At 61.0% G+C, this 15469-nt stretch carries 16 protein-coding genes and 2 pseudogenes; 9 read left to right on the forward strand and 9 right to left on the reverse strand.

Annotated features, from left to right (window positions below):
* Positions 1 to 40 precede the first annotated feature (40 nt).
* Complete coding sequence (locus tag R1A29_RS19070) at positions 41 to 322, forward strand: hypothetical protein (protein ID WP_438299238.1); 282 nt, start codon at positions 41 to 43, stop codon at positions 320 to 322.
* Between the two features lie 10 nt (positions 323 to 332).
* Here the strand turns inward: R1A29_RS19070 and R1A29_RS19075 are convergent.
* Positions 333 to 900: pseudogene (locus tag R1A29_RS19075) on the reverse strand (TetR/AcrR family transcriptional regulator).
* A gap of 92 nt (positions 901 to 992) precedes the next feature.
* Here R1A29_RS19075 and R1A29_RS19080 point away from each other — a divergent pair.
* Both R1A29_RS19080 and R1A29_RS19085 read left to right on the forward strand, forming a co-directional pair.
* Positions 993 to 1721 (forward strand): SDR family oxidoreductase, encoded by a 729-nt coding sequence (locus R1A29_RS19080; protein ID WP_438299239.1) that lies wholly within the window; start codon positions 993 to 995, stop codon positions 1719 to 1721.
* Positions 1722 to 1754: 33 nt separating this feature from the next.
* A complete protein-coding gene (locus tag R1A29_RS19085) occupies positions 1755 to 2345 on the forward strand; it encodes a 2-hydroxychromene-2-carboxylate isomerase (RefSeq protein WP_438299240.1) in 591 nt (196 codons plus the stop codon).
* Here the strand turns inward: R1A29_RS19085 and R1A29_RS19090 are convergent.
* Positions 2342 to 3340 carry a zinc-dependent alcohol dehydrogenase family protein gene (locus tag R1A29_RS19090; RefSeq protein ID WP_438299241.1) on the reverse strand — a complete coding sequence of 333 codons (999 nt, stop codon included), beginning with the start codon at positions 3338 to 3340 and terminating at the stop codon, positions 2342 to 2344. The two genes, R1A29_RS19085 and R1A29_RS19090, sit on opposite strands and share 4 nt — an antisense overlap.
* A gap of 112 nt (positions 3341 to 3452) precedes the next feature.
* Between R1A29_RS19090 and R1A29_RS19095 the strand changes: the two genes are divergently transcribed.
* Positions 3453 to 4361 (forward strand): LysR family transcriptional regulator, encoded by a 909-nt coding sequence (locus tag R1A29_RS19095; RefSeq protein WP_438299242.1) that lies wholly within the window; start codon positions 3453 to 3455, stop codon positions 4359 to 4361.
* Here the strand turns inward: R1A29_RS19095 and R1A29_RS19100 are convergent.
* From R1A29_RS19100 to R1A29_RS19115, 4 genes and pseudogenes are all read right to left on the reverse strand, one after another.
* Positions 4354 to 6162 carry an aminopeptidase P family protein gene (locus tag R1A29_RS19100; RefSeq protein WP_438299243.1) on the reverse strand — a complete coding sequence of 603 codons (1809 nt, stop codon included), beginning with the start codon at positions 6160 to 6162 and terminating at the stop codon, positions 4354 to 4356. The two genes, R1A29_RS19095 and R1A29_RS19100, sit on opposite strands and share 8 nt — an antisense overlap.
* A gap of 57 nt (positions 6163 to 6219) precedes the next feature.
* Positions 6220 to 7386 (reverse strand): aminotransferase class V-fold PLP-dependent enzyme, encoded by a 1167-nt coding sequence (locus tag R1A29_RS19105; RefSeq protein WP_438299244.1) that lies wholly within the window; start codon positions 7384 to 7386, stop codon positions 6220 to 6222.
* A 206-nt stretch (positions 7387 to 7592) separates the two neighbouring features.
* Positions 7593 to 8207 (reverse strand): LysE family translocator, encoded by a 615-nt coding sequence (locus R1A29_RS19110; RefSeq protein ID WP_085710685.1) that lies wholly within the window; start codon positions 8205 to 8207, stop codon positions 7593 to 7595.
* Between the two features lie 101 nt (positions 8208 to 8308).
* A pseudogene (locus R1A29_RS19115) lies at positions 8309 to 8577 on the reverse strand (hypothetical protein).
* Between the two features lie 388 nt (positions 8578 to 8965).
* On the opposite strand from R1A29_RS19115, the gene msuE reads away from it, so the two are divergent.
* The 4 genes from msuE to R1A29_RS19135 are packed head-to-tail and all read left to right on the forward strand — an operon-like array spanning position 8966 to position 13010.
* A complete protein-coding gene (gene msuE, locus R1A29_RS19120) occupies positions 8966 to 9529 on the forward strand; it encodes an FMN reductase (protein ID WP_438299246.1) in 564 nt (187 codons plus the stop codon).
* Between the two features lie 10 nt (positions 9530 to 9539).
* On the forward strand, positions 9540 to 10685 hold the full coding sequence (ssuD, locus tag R1A29_RS19125; RefSeq protein WP_007955828.1) for an FMNH2-dependent alkanesulfonate monooxygenase: 1146 nt from the start codon (positions 9540 to 9542) through the stop codon (positions 10683 to 10685).
* Positions 10686 to 10695: 10 nt separating this feature from the next.
* A complete protein-coding gene (locus R1A29_RS19130; protein ID WP_438299247.1) occupies positions 10696 to 11883 on the forward strand; it encodes an acyl-CoA dehydrogenase family protein in 1188 nt (395 codons plus the stop codon).
* 23 nt (positions 11884 to 11906) lie between these two features.
* The gene (locus tag R1A29_RS19135) at positions 11907 to 13010 is read left to right on the forward strand and encodes a sigma-54 interaction domain-containing protein (protein ID WP_438299248.1); all 1104 of its coding nucleotides are present in this window, start codon (positions 11907 to 11909) and stop codon (positions 13008 to 13010) included.
* Here R1A29_RS19135 and R1A29_RS19140 read toward each other — a convergent pair.
* Positions 13007 to 13372, reverse strand: coding sequence for an antibiotic biosynthesis monooxygenase (locus tag R1A29_RS19140; protein ID WP_248740248.1), 366 nt, complete (start codon positions 13370 to 13372; stop codon positions 13007 to 13009). The two genes, R1A29_RS19135 and R1A29_RS19140, sit on opposite strands and share 4 nt — an antisense overlap.
* Before the next feature lie 90 nt (positions 13373 to 13462).
* Here R1A29_RS19140 and soxR point away from each other — a divergent pair, with 90 nt between their 5' ends.
* Positions 13463 to 13921 (forward strand): redox-sensitive transcriptional activator SoxR, encoded by a 459-nt coding sequence (soxR, locus tag R1A29_RS19145; protein WP_085710691.1) that lies wholly within the window; start codon positions 13463 to 13465, stop codon positions 13919 to 13921.
* 36 nt (positions 13922 to 13957) lie between these two features.
* On the opposite strand, the gene R1A29_RS19150 is transcribed toward soxR, so the two are convergent.
* On the reverse strand, positions 13958 to 14728 hold the full coding sequence (locus tag R1A29_RS19150; RefSeq protein ID WP_438299250.1) for a MetQ/NlpA family ABC transporter substrate-binding protein: 771 nt from the start codon (positions 14726 to 14728) through the stop codon (positions 13958 to 13960).
* A 73-nt stretch (positions 14729 to 14801) separates the two neighbouring features.
* Positions 14802 to 15467 (reverse strand): methionine ABC transporter permease, encoded by a 666-nt coding sequence (locus R1A29_RS19155; protein WP_114884461.1) that lies wholly within the window; start codon positions 15465 to 15467, stop codon positions 14802 to 14804.
* Positions 15468 to 15469: the final 2 nt, after the last annotated feature.

Raw genomic sequence — 15469 nt, forward strand, 5'->3', positions numbered from 1 at the left:
GACCCGGGCGCCAGACTCGAGGCCGCCATTAAGGATGGTAATGAAACGAATTTTGATACTGATCGCCGTACTCGCAGTTGCGGGCTGCGCAGCGACATCGAAAACCCAGGTGAAGCACGGCAAGAAAGGGCTGCATATCAACTGCTCGGGTCTCTCGTCTTCCTGGGACAAATGCTACGCCAGTGCCGCCAACTCCTGCGCGCCGAAGGGTTACAAAGTCATCGCAAAATCCGGCGATGCGGTGGAGGAGCCGGGTGATTATCCCTTCGGCCTCAACCCCGCCGGCTATACCAGCCGAAGCATGATCGTCATCTGCAAATAGACAGCCGCCGTTATTGTGCTCGCTGAACGGCGAGCTGGCAGCCAATCTCTTCGTGACTGGATTCGAGCACCCGCTGCTGAATCTGCGGGGATGCCAACATCCGCGCCACCACCAATGCCCCGACACATTGCGACAGAATGGCCCAAGCCAGGCTGTCGCTCTCCAGAATCTGCGCCCAACTTTCCTGAAGTCGACAAATCCACAGCTCCGCCTGTTCCCGCACAACAATATCCGAGCGCGCAATCTCGGCGCCCAGTGCCGGTAACGCGCAACCCAGCTCAGGTTGCTCGACATGAGCCATGCTCAAATACAGCTTGAGGCACCGCTCCAACCTTTCGCGATCCTGCTCACCCCGCCCCCCAGCCGCTCAAGGCTCTGGCACAACTCGCGCTCGACGATAGCCGCGAACAAAGCGTCCTTGGACGAAAAATGGCTGTAGAAAGCCGCGCCACTGAGGCCGATCGCCTTCATCAGTCCGTCGACGCCCATGGTTGAAAAACCGTTTTTTTTGCAGAAAGCGAACTGCTTTGCAGCAGTTTTTCCTTGGTTTCAAGCTTGTGACCGGCGGAGTACCGCATGTAATTGCCCTCGCAATGGACTGCCTTGACGCTGGGCAAATCCTAGCATAACGTTCGTTCACTTAACGATCGTTTACTAAAGGGATTCACCCATGAATAACAAGAAGGTCGTGTTGGTTGTCGGTGCAGGTGATGCCACGGGCGGCACCATCGCCAAGAGGTTCGCCAAGGAAGGTTTCATCGCTTGCGTCACACGACGCAGCGCCGACAAATTGCAGCCATTGGTGGAAGCCATCCAGGCAGAAGGCGGCGAAGCCCACGGTTTTGCCTGCGACGCGCGCAAGGAAGAAGACGTGATTGCACTGATCGAAGATATCGAAACCCGTCTCGGTCCGATCGAAGTGTTCGTTTTCAACATCGGCGCCAACGTGCCTTGCAGCATTCTCGAAGAAACGGCACGCAAGTATTTCAAGATCTGGGAAATGGCCTGTTTCTCCGGATTCCTCAATGCCCGCGAAGTCGCCAAGCGCATGGTCACCCGCCAGCGCGGCACCATTCTGTTCACCGGTGCTACCGCCGGGCTGCGTGGCGCTTCCGGTTTTGCCGCATTCGCCGGCGCCAAACATGGCATCCGCGCATTGGCGCAGAGCATGGCTCGGGAACTCGGCCCTATGAACATTCACGTCGCCCACATCGTGGTCGACGGCGCCATCGACACCGACTTCATCCGCAGCAACTTCCCCGACAAATACGCCACCAAGGATCAGGACGGTATTCTCAATCCCGAGCACATCGCCGAGAACTATTGGTACCTGCACAGCCAGCCAAGGGATGCCTGGACCTTCGAGCTGGATCTACGCCCCTGGAACGAACGCTGGTAACCCCTCCCAATAACAACAATGAGTGCAGCGATCATGAGCAAAACCGTGGAGTTCTACTTCGACCTCGGCAGCCCCGCCACCTATCTGGCGTACACCCAGCTGCCAGAAATCTGCGCCAAGACCGGCAGCCAGCTGATTTATATCCCGATGCTGCTGGGCGGCGTGTTCAAAGCCACCGGCAATGCGTCACCGGCAATGATCCCGGCCAAGGGCCGCTACATGTTTCAGGACCTGGACCGCTACGCCAAGCGCTACGGCGTCCCCCTGAAATTCAACCCGCACTTCCCGATCAATACCCTGATGCTGATGAGGGCGGTAACCGGCATTCAATTGCGCCACCCTGAGCGCTTCCTGGCGTTCATCGACTGCCTGTTCAAAGCGTTGTGGGTTGAAGGACGCAGCCTCGATGAACCGGCAACGGTTGCAGCGGTGCTGACCGAACACGGCTTCAATCCTGAGCAGGTACTGGCATTGACCAATGATGAAGCGGTCAAGACTGCCCTCAAGGACAACACCGAGACAGCCGTGAAACGTGGCGTTTTCGGTGCACCGAGCATGTTCATCGGCAACCAGCTGTTCTTCGGTCAGGACCGGCTCGACTTCGTTGAAGAAGCCCTGCGCTAGATCTCTACCACCAGACGTCCCCGGGCTGCTTTCGACGAAAGCAGCTCATGGGCCTCGCCGGCTGATTCAAGCGTGAACCGACGCGCATCAAGCAGCGGCTTCACCTCTCTGGCTTCAATCAATAAGGCAGCCTGGCGCAGGATCTCGCCATGATGCTCGCCACCCTTTCCAGTCAACAGCGGCAACAAGGTAAACACGCCAGAGTAGGTCGCACCCCGGAATGACAGCGGCGCCAGACTATGCTGCCCCCACCCGAGGCAACTCAGCACATGCCCGTAGTAGATGCGCGCTGCCTTGAAGGACGCATCCAGCGTTTCACCGCCGACCGTGTCATAAACGATATCGAACCCCTCCCCCGCCGTGTACTCGCGAACATAGTCGTCAACCGACATTTCGCGGTAATCAATGAACGTCGCACCATAACCTTCAATAATCCCGCGTTGCCCTGCGGACCCCGTCGCAAAAACCTCGGCACCGAATGCGCGGGCAATTTGCACCGCCACATGCCCGACGCCACCCGCGCCACCGTGAATCAATACCTTTTGCCCGGCACTCACTCGTGCCCGATCAACCAGGCCTTCCCAGGCAGTTATCAGCACCAGCGGTAACCCAGCGGCCTCGCGCATGCTCAGGTTGACCGGCTTACGCGCAAGAAGCCGCGCATCAACCACCGCAAATTCCGCCAGCGAACCCTGCACGCCGCCAATGCCGGTCGCCAAGGTATAAACCTCATCGCCCGGCGCCCAGCCCTGCACGCCCTCACCCACCACTTCAATCACACCCGCCAGATCCAGCCCCAACACCGCCGGCAACGGCTGTCGAGCATGGGCGGCTTGCCCGGCACGAATTTTCAGATCCAGCGGATTCACACCACTGGCCTTGATCCGCACCAATACCTGTCCGCCACCCGCCACGGGACGTTCAAGGGAAACCAAGCGTAGCGGCCCATTAGCGGTGTCCACTATCAGGGCATTCATGTGCAGAGAGTCAGTCATTTCGGTCATTCCTGTGGGAGAAAGTGAAGCCATGCTCTCCCGACCAACTCATGCCGATAAGACGCCGAATGACTATAGTGATCATGCCAAACCGGCATGAATGAGGCGCTCCGTGGACAAGCTCAACGCAATGGCAATCTTCGTCCGGGTGGTCGAGCGCGGTAGTTTTTCCGCCGTGGCCCGGGAGCTGCAAACCACCCAGCCCACCATCAGCAAAGTTCTGCGCGCCCTGGAAACCCAGCTGGGCGGCAAGCTGATTGCCCGCAGTACACGCAAGCTGTCTCTGACCGATGAAGGTCAGCGGTACTACAACGAATGCCGGAATATTCTTGCAGCGGTAGATGCTGCCGAACACAGTTTCCAGTCCGGTCGGGAAACAGTCGCCGGGGCGTTACGCATCGGCTCATCGGTCAGTTTCGGCCGCCTGCAGATCGCTCCAAGACTCCCCGATTTTCTCAAACAATACCCACAGGTTCAGATCGACCTGCACCTCAACGATCAGAATCTGGATCTGATCAGCGAAGGCCTGGATGTCAGCCTGCGCATCGGCGAATTAAATGACAGCAGCATGATCGCCCGTCGCATCGGCACCACCCACCGCGTCACCGTTGCGGCACCTGCCTATCTGCAACGCCATGAACATCCGCAATCGCCGCAGGGTCTGGCGCAGCACAACTGCCTGCAATTCAACCTGCTCGAATCGCAAAACCTGTGGACTTACGAAAAGGACGGCCAGCGTCACGAGGTGCGCATCAAAGGCAACGCCCAGAGCAACAACTCCGAAGCGATCCGTGAAATGGTCCTGGGGGGATTGGGGATTTCGCTGTCACCGATCTGGCTGTTCAGCGAGGACTTGAAGGCCGGTCGAGTGATCGCCCTGTTGCAGGACTACCAGACCCGATCACTGCCGATACACGCGGTGTCCCCGGCGAACCGTCGCCAGTCCGCCAGGGTCAACGCGTTTGTCGAGTACATGACCCGGGCGCTGGCAGCAGCGCCCGAGCTTCAACCCATCAAATAGCGGCAGTGCGAGTATTCAACCACGCCAGTGCCTCACCGCTGAGCAACGGGCTCAAACGCTCGCGCACTTCGGCGTGATAGGCGTTGAACCATTGCTTCTCTTCCTGCGTGAGCAAGGACGGTTCCAGGCAACGGGTGTCGATCGGGCACAGGGTCAGGGTTTCGAACTTGAGGAATTCGCCGAACTCGCTGCTTCCGGCAACGACGTTCATTGCCAGGTTCTCGATCCGCACACCCCAGCGACCCGGACGGTAAGTACCCGGTTCGATGGAGGTGATCATCCCCGGTTGCATGGCGGTTTGCGGCGCAGGCGCAGCCTGATAGGCGATCACCTGCGGACCTTCGTGCACATTGAGGAAATAACCTACGCCGTGACCGGTGCCATGGCCGTAATCCACGTTTTCAGCCCAGATCGGCGCACGGGCAATCGCATCCAGCAGCGGCGACAGAATGCCTTTCGGGAAATGCGCGCGGGACAACGCGATCACGCCTTTCAACACTCGGGTGCAATCACATTTCTGTTCTGCGCTCGGCGTGCCGACCGCCACCATGCGTGTGATGTCGGTGGTACCGCCCAGGTACTGGCCGCCAGAGTCGATCAGCAGCAAGCCGTCACCCTCAATTACCGCGTGCTCTTCCGGGGTGGCGTGGTAATGCGGCATCGCGCCGTTGGCGTTGTACGCAGCAATGGTGTTGAAACTCAGCGATACATAATCCGGACGACGCTCACGGGCCGCCGTAAGTCTCTCGTCAATGGTCAGCTCGGTAATGCGCTCGCGCCCCCAGGCTGATTCCAGCCAGGTGAAAAACTCGCACAACGCCGCGCCGTCCTGCTCCATCGCCTGACGAATGTGCTCGGCATCTGCCGGGCTTTTTTGTGATTTGGCCAATGTGGTCGGATTCAGACCTTCGACCAGTTTCACGCCGCTGTCGAGGTTGCCCAGCAGGCCGCTGGTCACCCGCGCCGGATCCACCAGCAGGCTCGCGCCGTTCGGGATCGCAGCCAAGGCCTCGGCAACTTCGCTGTAGTCACGCAGGGTTACGCCATCCTTTTCCAGCACGGCGCGCAGATCAGCGTCGACCTTGCTCAACGCCACAAACAGCGTGGCCTGTTGCTGGCCGATCAAGGCAAAAGAAACGAATACCGGATTGAACGACACATCGCCGCCGCGCAGGTTGAACAGCCAGGCGATGTCGTCGAGGGTGGCGATGAAGTGCCAATCGGCGCCGCGTTCTTGCAGGGTTTCACGCAACTGGGCGAGTTTCTCGCCACGGCTGACGGTCGCCTGCGGCGGCAGGTGTTGATAGATCGGTGCGTTCGGCAGGCCCGGGCGGTCGCTCCAGACTTCGTTCAACAGGTCGAGGTCGGTACGCAGGCTGGCACCCCGCGCTTCAAGCTTGCTGCCCAGGGTCCGCGCCGACGCAACGGCCATGACCGCGCCATCGACTGCGACCACGCCACCTTCCGGTGTCTGCTCGGCGAGCCAGTCCAGCGGGCTCGGCTGACCCGGTTGCAGTTTCACCAGTTCGATGCCGCTACCCTTGAGTTCCTTGGTCGCCTGTTCCCAGTAACGACTGTCGGCCCAGACCCCGGCGAAATCGGTGGTGACAATCAACGTGCCGACCGAGCCATGGAAACCCGACAACCATTGCCGCCCCTGCCAGTAACCCGGCAGGTACTCCGACAGGTGCGGGTCGGCGGACGGCACCAGCAGTGCGTGAATGCCTTCGCGACGCATCAGTTCGCGGGTGTGCGCCAGGCGCTGGGGAACCGTTCCTTCGGTCAAAGTCTGGGTACTCATCGTGTCTCCTGCCAATCACTTCATCGTTATTGTTCGGTGCCGTTCGAAGCCGGCTCGTTAAAGCCCTGTCGCCCAGAATGCCGGAGCACTGGCGCAGGCGGTCTTGATCAGATCTACAGCTTTGTCGATGTCTTCGGCGGTGGTGAAGCGGCCGAGACTCAGGCGAATGGTACGCCCCGCCAGATGCGCGTCGTGCCCCAATGCCAGCAGCACGTGGGACGGTGTGTTGCTCGCGGAATTGCAGGCCGAGGTCGCGGAAAACGCGATCGAATGGCTCAGCGCCGCCGGGTTGAACTCGCCTTCGCTGAAGGTCAGGCTCAGGGTGTGCGGGATACGTTGGCTGGCGCTGCCGTTGAGGCGCACGCCGGGCAGGCTCAACAGTTGTTCGAGCAGTCGCTCGCGCAGCGCGACGATGGTTTTCTTCTCGTCATCGAAAGCCTCGGCGGCCAAGGCAAACGCCGAGCCCATCGCGGCGATCTGATGCGTCGCCAACGTGCCGGAACGCAATCCGCCCTCGTGGCCACCGCCGTGAATCTGCGCCTGCAAACGCTGTTGCGCACGCGGGCCGACATACAACGCGCCGATGCCTTTGGGGCCGTAGAGTTTGTGGGCCGAAAACGACATGAGATCCACCGGCCATTGCGCCAGATCGATCGCGACCTTGCCAGCGCCCTGGGCCGCATCGACATGGAACAACGCCCCGCGCCCGCGCACCACTTCGCCGATGGCCGGGATGTCGTTGACGGTGCCGAGTTCGTTGTTGACCAGCATCAGCGACACCAGAAAGGTGTCATCGCGCATCGCTTCGCTGACCGCTTGCGGGGTGATCAGGCCTTCGGCGTCCGGCACCAGATAGGTCACGGCAATGCCGGCGTCCTGCAATTGCCGGGCGGTGTCGAGGATCGCCTTGTGTTCGATCTGACTGGTGATGATGTGGCCGCCGGACACGCCACGGGCCTGGGCTACGCCTTTGAGGGCGAGGTTGTTGGATTCGGTGGCGCCGGAGGTCCAGACGATCTGTTGCGCCTGGGCGCCGACCAGTTCGGCGACTTGCCGGCGAGCGTTCTCGACCGTTTGCCGGGCCTGCTGGCCGAAGGCGTGGGAACTGGAGGCCGGGTTGCCGAAGTTACCGTTGAAACCCAGACACTCGATCATCACCTGGATGACCCGCTCATCCACCGGGGTGGTGGCGGCGTAATCGAAATACAGCGGACGTGTGTTCATAAAAAGACTCGCAGAGCGTGTTCCGGGATCAGGAAGCTCGTGTCTACAAACGGCGCGACGCAGCCTTGTGAGCTGCGTCCGGGTTCGAGAGCGTCATCAATACCTGATCGGATGCCGTTAAAGAAGAACAACTTCATTTAAAAGTGCGTAGGAACGCTCCTGAACGCGACTTTAACAGGCATCGGGCCGGCGGTTGTAGCACTGCGTCAGCTAAAGCTTTCAAGGAGTAACGGATACAGCGAAATCACCAGCAGCGCCGCCATGCCCCAGTTGAACACCCGCAACCAGCGACGATCCTTGAGCACGTTGCGCAGCAAAGTCCCGCACGCCGCCCAGACGCCGACGCTCGGCAGGTTGATGATGGCAAACACCGCCGCAATCACGATCACGTTGGTGAAATAACCCTGCATCGGCGTGTACGTGCTGATGGCACCGATGGCCATGATCCAGGCCTTGGGATTGACCCACTGGAAGGCCGCTGCGCCGAGGTAGCTGATCGGTTTCGCCTCGCCGGATTCGCTTTCACCGACCGGGCCGGAATGGGCGATTTTCCACGCCAGGTACAGCAAGTACGCCGCGCCGACGTAGCGCAAAACCGTATAAAGAAGAGGATAAGTCTGGAACACCGCGCCCAGACCAAAACCCACCGCCACCACCAGCACGAAGAAGCCGCAGGTAATGCCGAGCATGTGGGGAATAGTGCGGTTAAAGCCGAAATTAACGCCCGATGCCAGCAACATGGTGTTGTTCGGCCCCGGTGTGATCGAGGTGACAAGGGCAAACAGGGCAAAGCCCAGCAGCAGGTCGAGCGAGAGGGTCATGGCAGGGAGTCCGTCAGGGTCATTCAGGTGTTGACCCTATCCCACGGCGCCGCGCAAACCCACGGACAGTTGGGTAAAACTTCGAGCAGTACAGTTTCGGATCAGCTAGGACGACCGTGCAGCTGTACGGCCCGCTCCGCGCTCATCTCACCTTTGTTATCAAACCCGAAAGGCTTCTGCGGCTGGCCGAGCAATTCGGCTTTTTTCACCTGGTATTCCTCGAAGGACAAGCCGCGACGGTTCAGGCTTTCGAGGGCCAGTTCGCGAGTTTCTTCCGCCGTGTAGGGGCGGAGTTCCGGGAAACGTGGCTCGCGCAACCGGCGAGAACGGAGACAGCGAGCATCAGGGAAACAGTCAATAAACGATTCATGGGAGCGTCCTGCCGAGCAGTGTGGGTCGATGGAGAAAGGCTACGCCCGGGCTCGTCGTGGCAGAAATCAACGCTCTCAATAGTGGCTATCAGGTTTCCGACAGGTCGGCTTCGAATATTCAAAAACAATCTATCAATATCAATTAACAGTCTTTTACGGAATAACAGTCTGCCCTTATAAATCTTTCATCGCGTTCGGCACTGTTGCTCCAGCAACTGTTTCCCAGGCAACAGCGGTTCAACAAACCGGCCTGAAAGTCACAGGACCACAGCCCTCGACAACGCTCAAAGCCCCGGAATACGGGCCTTCCAGGAATTGGTACAGCGCTTGCTCTGCTCCGGTGACTACTCACTGCTCGCCGAGCAACTGTTGAAAAAGGAACTGACCATGTCGCGTCCACTGAAAGTCGTCGCCCTGTCCGGCGGAACCTGGCGTCCATCGCGCACCCTGGTGCTGACCCAGGCCCTGCTGACCGAATTGTCCGGGCACCTGCCGGTCGAGAGTCATCTGATCGAACTCGGCGACATCGCCCGCCCGCTCGGCGCCGCACTGTCCCGTCAGGAACTGCCGGCGGAAATCGAGGCCGAGCTGCAAGCCATCGAACAGGCTGACTTGCTGATCGTCGCCGCGCCGGTGTATCGCGGTTCCTATCCGGGACTGCTCAAGCACCTGTTCGACCTGATCGATCTGAACGCGCTGATCGACACCCCTGTGCTGCTCGCCGCCACCGGTGGCAGCGAACGCCATGCGCTGGTGCTCGATCACCAGCTGCGCCCGCTGTTCAGTTTCTTCCAGGCCGTGACCCTGCCGATCGGCGTGTACGCCACCGAGGCCGATTTCGCGGATTACCAGATCACCAGCGAGCCGCTAAAAGCGCGCATCCGTCTGGCCGCCGAACGCGCGGCGCCGCTGTTTGGCGTTCACCTCAAACCGTTGCTGAAAATCGCTTAAGGAGCTGTTCATGGATGTTTTCTGGTTCCTGCCGACCCACGGCGACGGTCACTATCTGGGCACCACCCAAGGCGCGCGCCCGGTCACCCTCAATTACCTGAAACAGGTGGCGCAAGCCGCCGACAGCCTCGGTTACCACGGGGTGCTGATTCCTACGGGGCGTTCCTGCGAGGACTCGTGGGTGATCGCCTCGGCGCTGGTGCCGCTGACCGAACGCCTGCGTTATCTGGTGGCGATCCGTCCGGGGATCATCTCGCCTACCGTTTCGGCGCGCATGGCCGCCACCCTGGATCGACTGTCCAACGGCCGCTTGCTGATCAACGTCGTGACCGGCGGTGACCCCGACGAAAACCGAGGCGACGGCAGTTTCCTCAGCCACAGCGAACGCTACGAAGTCACCGACGAATTTCTCAAAATCTGGCGCCGCGTGTTGCAAGGCGAGGCGGTGGATTTCGAAGGCAAACACCTGAAGGTACAAAACGCCAAAGCCCTGTATCCACCGGTGCAGAAACCCTACCCGCCGCTGTACTTCGGCGGCTCCTCCGACGCAGCCCACGACTTGGCCGCCGAGCAGGTCGACGTGTACCTGACCTGGGGCGAACCACCGGCCGCCGTCGCCGAAAAACTCGCCGATGTGCGCGAACGCGCCGCCCGTCACGGACGAAAAGTGAAGTTCGGCATTCGCCTGCACGTGATCGTGCGCGAGACCGCGGAAGAAGCCTGGAAAGCCGCCGACAAACTGATCGAGCACATCAGCGACGAAACCATCGAGGCCGCGCAGAAATCCTTTTCGCGCTTCGACTCAGAAGGCCAGCGGCGCATGGCCGCGCTGCACGACGGACGCCGCGACAACCTGGAAATCGCCCCCAACCTGTGGGCCGGCGTCGGCCTGGTGCGCGGCGGGGCCGGCACTGCATTGGTCGGCGATCCGCAGCAAGTGGCGGCGCGGATCAAGGAATACGCAGACCTTGGCATCGAGAGCTTCATCTTCTCCGGCTACCCGCATCTCGAAGAAGCCTACCGCTTTGCCGAGCTGGTGTTTCCGTTGTTGCCCGAGCCGTATGCAAGCCTGGCCGGACGCGGCGTGACCAACCTCACCGGGCCGTTCGGCGAAATGATCGCCAACGATGTTCTGCCCGCCAAAGCCAACGCCTGAGGAAGACCGAGTGACTGCCAAACCGCAAAGCACCCTGCTCTCCCCGTTGCAGACCGCCCGCCAACTCGCCGCCGAATTCGCCCTGACCGCCGTCGAGCGCGACGAGCGCGGCGGCACACCGAAAGCCGAGCGCGATGCCCTGCGCGACAGCGGACTGCTGGCCCTGAGCATCCCCACCCGTTACGGCGGCCTCGGCGCGCGCTGGAGCGAAACACTGGAAATCGTGCGCGAGTTCGCCAAAGTCGACAGCTCGATCGCCCACGTCTTCGGTTTTCATCATTTGATGCTGGCCACCGTCCGGTTGTTTTCCCGACCGGAACAATGGCAACCGTGGTTTGAGCAGACCGCGCGACAGAACTGGTTCTGGGGCAACGCACTCAATCCGCTGGACACCCGCACCGTGGTCAAGGACCTCGGCGGCTGGCGCGAGTTTTCCGGCAAGAAAAGCTTCTGCTCCGGCGCCAGCGACTCGCAGATGCTGATCGCCTCGGCGGTGGACGAAAGCAACGGCGGCAAACTGCTGATTGCCGCGATCCCCAGCGGCCGCAGCGGCATCACCCTGCACAACGACTGGAACAACATCGGCCAGCGCCAGACCGACAGCGGCAGCGCCACGTTCGAACGGGTGCGGGTGGAAGAGTCGGAACTGCTGCTGGATCCGGGTCCGCTGAGCACACCGTTCGCCTGCCTGCGCCCGCTGATCGCGCAACTGACGTTCACCCACATGTTTCTCGGCATCGCCGAAGGTGCCTTCGAAGAAGCGCGGCAATACACCCTCAGCGAAACCCGGGTCTGGCACAAATCCTCGGTGCGCGAGGTGCGCGAAGACCCGTATGTACTGGCCCATTACGGCGAGTTCTGGGTTGCCCTCGAAGGCATCCGGCTGCTGGTGGAGCGCGCCGCTGCGCTGCTCGACGAAGCGTGGGCCAAAGGTCCGAACCTCAGCGCCGAAGAACGCGGACACCTGGCCACGGCGATTGCCACGGCCAAGGTCGCTGCCAGTCGTCAGGGCCTGGAGATTTGCAGCCGGTTGTTCGAAGTCACCGGCGCCCGTTCGACCCATGCGTCACTGCGCCTCGACCGTCACTGGCGCAACCTGCGCACGCAAACCCTGCACGACCCGCTGGATTACAAACTCCATGAGCTGGGCGACTGGGCGCTGAACCAGGCCCTGCCGGTGCCGACGTTCTATTCCTGATTTCCTTTCGTGGAGCGAGACCCATGCAACTGCTGACCCTGCCGCCCTCACCCGCCCTGGCCACTTCGATTCGCGCCACTGCCCAGGTGTTCGAAGACCCGAAATCCCAGGCCCTGCTCGCGCATCTGCAACAAGTCGCGCCGAGCGAAGCCAGCGTGCTGATCATCGGCGAAACCGGCACCGGCAAGGAGCTGGTAGCGCGGCATATCCACAACCTGAGCAACCGGCGCAACCGGCCGTTCATTGCGGTCAACTGCGGGGCGTTTTCCGAATCGCTGGTGGAGGCCGAACTGTTCGGCCATGAAAAAGGTGCCTTCACCGGTGCCCTCAGCGCCAAGGCCGGGTGGTTCGAAGAGGCGGATGGCGGCACCTTGTTCCTCGATGAAATCGGCGATTTGCCGATGGCGATCCAGGTCAAATTGCTGCGAGTGTTGCAGGAGCGCGAAGTGGTGCGACTGGGTTCGCGCAAGAGCATTCCCATCGATGTGCGGGTGCTCGCTGCGACCAACGTGCAACTGGAGAAAGCCATCAACGCCGGACATTTCCGTGAGGATCTGTATTACCGGCTGAACGTGGTCAATCTGGAACTGAGCCCGTTGCGCGAACGGCCCGGCGACATCCTGCCGCTGACCCGGCATTTCATCGAGGCCTACAGTCAGCGCCTGGGTTACGGACGCATCACCATCAGCCCCGGCGCCGAACACAAACTGCGCGGCTACAGTTGGCCGGGCAACATCCGCGAACTCGAAAACGTCATCCATCACACGCTGCTGATCTGCCGCAACGGCGTGATCGAGCGCGACGACCTGCGCCTGTCGAACCTGCGCATCGACCGTCCCGACGATCAGCACGGCAGCGTCGGCGATTCACCGGAAGCGCTGCTCGAACGCGCCTTCCAGAAACTCTTCGAACAACAGGCCGGCGCGCTGCATGAAAAGGTCGAGGACGCGTTGCTGCGTTCGGCCTATCGCTTCTGCCACTACAATCAGGTGCACACCGCCGCGCTGCTCGGCCTGAGCCGCAACGTGACCCGCACGCGGCTGATCAAGATCGGCGAACTGGCAGTCAACAAGCGACGACCCACGGAAAACCTGCAAGGCGAACGCTTGATCCAGCTGTCGATCTAGCCCACCAGTTGGCAGTGCAGGCCATCGTCGTGACTGCGGGCGATGCTGCTCAGTACCTGGAATGAACCGAAGGTCACGGTGCGCGCCTGATGGGCGCGGATCAACTGCCAGAAGTCCTGCTCGCCGGTTTCGAAACTCTGGAACGCCGCCTCCCCCGCCTCGCGGGATTGCCACTGCAGGAAACCCAGCACCCGCCGGCCATCGTCGCTGGCCTGAACGCTGGCGCTGACGAAACCGGCGTAACGCTGGGCCAGACGCTCGGTCTGTACGGTCAGCGCCGAGACCAGCGCCGGTTGTTGGCCGGGCTCGATTTCAAATTCGATCAATTGGGTGAAGCTGCGGTTTTTCGCTGTGACTTGCATAACGCCCCCACTCAGTCAGGCGAATCTTGCGATTCGAAGGCCTGCAGGGTAAAACCTCGAGTTAACTAGAGGTCAAGGGGCAATTTTCAAATGGTCACAGCGGAAAATTTGCACAGGCAACTCACCGTCGGCGAAGTCGCGGCCCGCAGTGGCGTGGCAGTCACCGCCCTGCATTTCTATGAATCCAAAGGTTTGATCAAAAGCCAGCGCAATGCCGGCAATCAGCGCCGTTATCCACGGGAAGTGCTGCGGCGGGTGGCGCTGATCAAAGTAGCGCAACGGCTGGGGATTCCGCTGGCGGAAATCGGCGAGGCGTTGAAACAGTTGCCGGACAACCGCGCGCCGACAGCGGCGGACTGGAAAGTGTTGTCGGAACAGTGGCGGCGGGAGCTGGATGAACGAATCAATCAGTTGATGCTGCTGCGGGATCGGCTGACCGGTTGTATTGGCTGCGGCTGCCTGTCGATGGAAGCCTGCCCGCTGCGCAATCAGGGCGATGTGCTGGGCGAGCAAGGGCCGGGAGCGCACTTTCTCGATGTTCCGGATTGACGGTCCCCACGGCATGGGAACCGTCAAATCGAACAATCAGAAGCCCGGCGCAATCTGCCCTTTGTAGCGGGTCAGGATGAACTGACGCACTTCATCGGAGTTCAACGCCTTGGCCAGTTTCTGCAGGCCCGGATCGTTGATGTTGTCGGGACGGGCGACCAGAAACTCGATGTACAGGCTCTTGCCCTTCTCGACGATCAGCGCGCTGTTGGTGTCGATCCCGGCTTCCAGCGCGTAGTTGGCGAATACGAACGCCAGGTCCACCTGGCTGACGGAACGGGCCAGCAACGCGCCTTCCAGTTCACGGATTTTCAGGTGCTTGGGGTTTTCGACGATGTCGCGCTGGGTGGCCAGGGTGTTGCTCGGATCCTTGAGCTTGATCAGCCCCGCCTCATGCAACAGCACCAACGCGCGACCGGTGTTCACCGGGTCGTTGGGGATCGACACACTGGCGCCGTCCTTCAGCTCCGAAATGTTTTTGATCTTGGTCGAGTAGGCGCCAAACGGTTCGATGTGCACGCCGACCACCGGCACCAGATTGGTGTGGCGGGTCTTGTTGAAATCATCGAGAAACGGCCGGTACTGGTAGTAGTTGGCGTCGAGGTTTTTCAGCGCCAGTTGCTGGTTGGGCTGGATGAAGTCGGTGAAGTCCTTGATGTCCAGGTCCACGCCTTCCTTGGCCAGGGTCGGTTTGACGAATTCGAGGATTTCCGCGTGCGGCACCGGGGTGGCACCGACGATCAGTTTTTCGTTGGCGTGAGCGCCGAACGACAGCACGGCAGCCAGAACGGCCAGGGTCTTTTTCATGGTTTGCTCCAAGGCAGATTTGAGTGGCCGTCGTGAGGTGGACGTGGGGCCTTTATGGGATGAACTGTTTTTTTCAGCGGCGGCTGTAGTGCGCCACCAGTCGGTCACCGGTCATTTGCAGGGCCTGCACCAGAATCAGCAGCAACACCACAGTGACCACCATCACGTCGGTCTGAAAGCGTTGATAGCCGAAGCGGATCGCCAGGTCGCCGAGCCCGCCGCCACCGATCACGCCGGCCATGGCCGTGTAATCCACCAGCACGATGGCAGTGACCGTCACTGCTGCCAGCAACCCGCCGCGGGCTTCCGGCAACAACGTGTGGCGAATGATTTGCCAGGTGTTGGCGCCCATCGCCTGGGTTGCCTCGACCACGCCGCGATCGACTTCGCGCAACGCGGTTTCCACCAGCCGCGCAAAGAACGGTGTGCAACCGACCACCAGCGGCGGAATGGTGCCCGGCACGCCCAGCGAGGTGCCCACCAGCAACGTGGTCAGCGGAATCAGCACGATCAGCAAAATGATGAACGGCAGCGAACGCAGCATGTTCACGATCACCGACAGCACCCGATAGACGCCGACCGTTTCATGCAACTGGCGCTTGCCGGTGAGAAACAGCAGCAGCCCCAGCGGCAAGCCCAGCAACACGGTGAACAGCAGCGCCGCACCGAGCATGCTCAGGGTGTCGAGACAGGCCTGGGCGATGTCGGCCCAGTAAATGTGTTTGAACCACTCGGCCATGA

Source organism: Pseudomonas sp. NMS19W, assembly GCF_051554255.1.
In the GTDB taxonomy this organism is placed as follows: domain Bacteria; phylum Pseudomonadota; class Gammaproteobacteria; order Pseudomonadales; family Pseudomonadaceae; genus Aquipseudomonas; species Aquipseudomonas kribbensis.

Excerpts from the sequence above, each read along its gene's own strand:
- R1A29_RS19070 (WP_438299238.1), top strand. The coding sequence starts at position 41 with ATGAAACGAATTTTGATACTGATCGCCGTACTCGCAGTTGCGGGCTGC.
- R1A29_RS19135 (WP_438299248.1), top strand. The coding sequence starts at position 11,907 with ATGCAACTGCTGACCCTGCCGCCCTCACCCGCCCTGGCCACTTCGATT.
- ssuD (WP_007955828.1), top strand. The coding sequence starts at position 9,540 with ATGGATGTTTTCTGGTTCCTGCCGACCCACGGCGACGGTCACTATCTG.
- R1A29_RS19105 (WP_438299244.1), bottom strand. The coding sequence starts at position 7,386 with ATGAACACACGTCCGCTGTATTTCGATTACGCCGCCACCACCCCGGTG.
- R1A29_RS19090 (WP_438299241.1), bottom strand. The coding sequence starts at position 3,340 with ATGACTGACTCTCTGCACATGAATGCCCTGATAGTGGACACCGCTAAT.
- R1A29_RS19140 (WP_248740248.1), bottom strand. The coding sequence starts at position 13,372 with ATGCAAGTCACAGCGAAAAACCGCAGCTTCACCCAATTGATCGAATTT.
- R1A29_RS19110 (WP_085710685.1), bottom strand. The coding sequence starts at position 8,207 with ATGACCCTCTCGCTCGACCTGCTGCTGGGCTTTGCCCTGTTTGCCCTT.
- R1A29_RS19080 (WP_438299239.1), top strand. The coding sequence starts at position 993 with ATGAATAACAAGAAGGTCGTGTTGGTTGTCGGTGCAGGTGATGCCACG.
- R1A29_RS19155 (WP_114884461.1), bottom strand. The coding sequence starts at position 15,467 with ATGGCCGAGTGGTTCAAACACATTTACTGGGCCGACATCGCCCAGGCC.
- msuE (WP_438299246.1), top strand. The coding sequence starts at position 8,966 with ATGTCGCGTCCACTGAAAGTCGTCGCCCTGTCCGGCGGAACCTGGCGT.
- soxR (WP_085710691.1), top strand. The coding sequence starts at position 13,463 with ATGGTCACAGCGGAAAATTTGCACAGGCAACTCACCGTCGGCGAAGTC.
- R1A29_RS19150 (WP_438299250.1), bottom strand. The coding sequence starts at position 14,728 with ATGAAAAAGACCCTGGCCGTTCTGGCTGCCGTGCTGTCGTTCGGCGCT.
- R1A29_RS19085 (WP_438299240.1), top strand. The coding sequence starts at position 1,755 with ATGAGCAAAACCGTGGAGTTCTACTTCGACCTCGGCAGCCCCGCCACC.
- R1A29_RS19100 (WP_438299243.1), bottom strand. The coding sequence starts at position 6,162 with ATGAGTACCCAGACTTTGACCGAAGGAACGGTTCCCCAGCGCCTGGCG.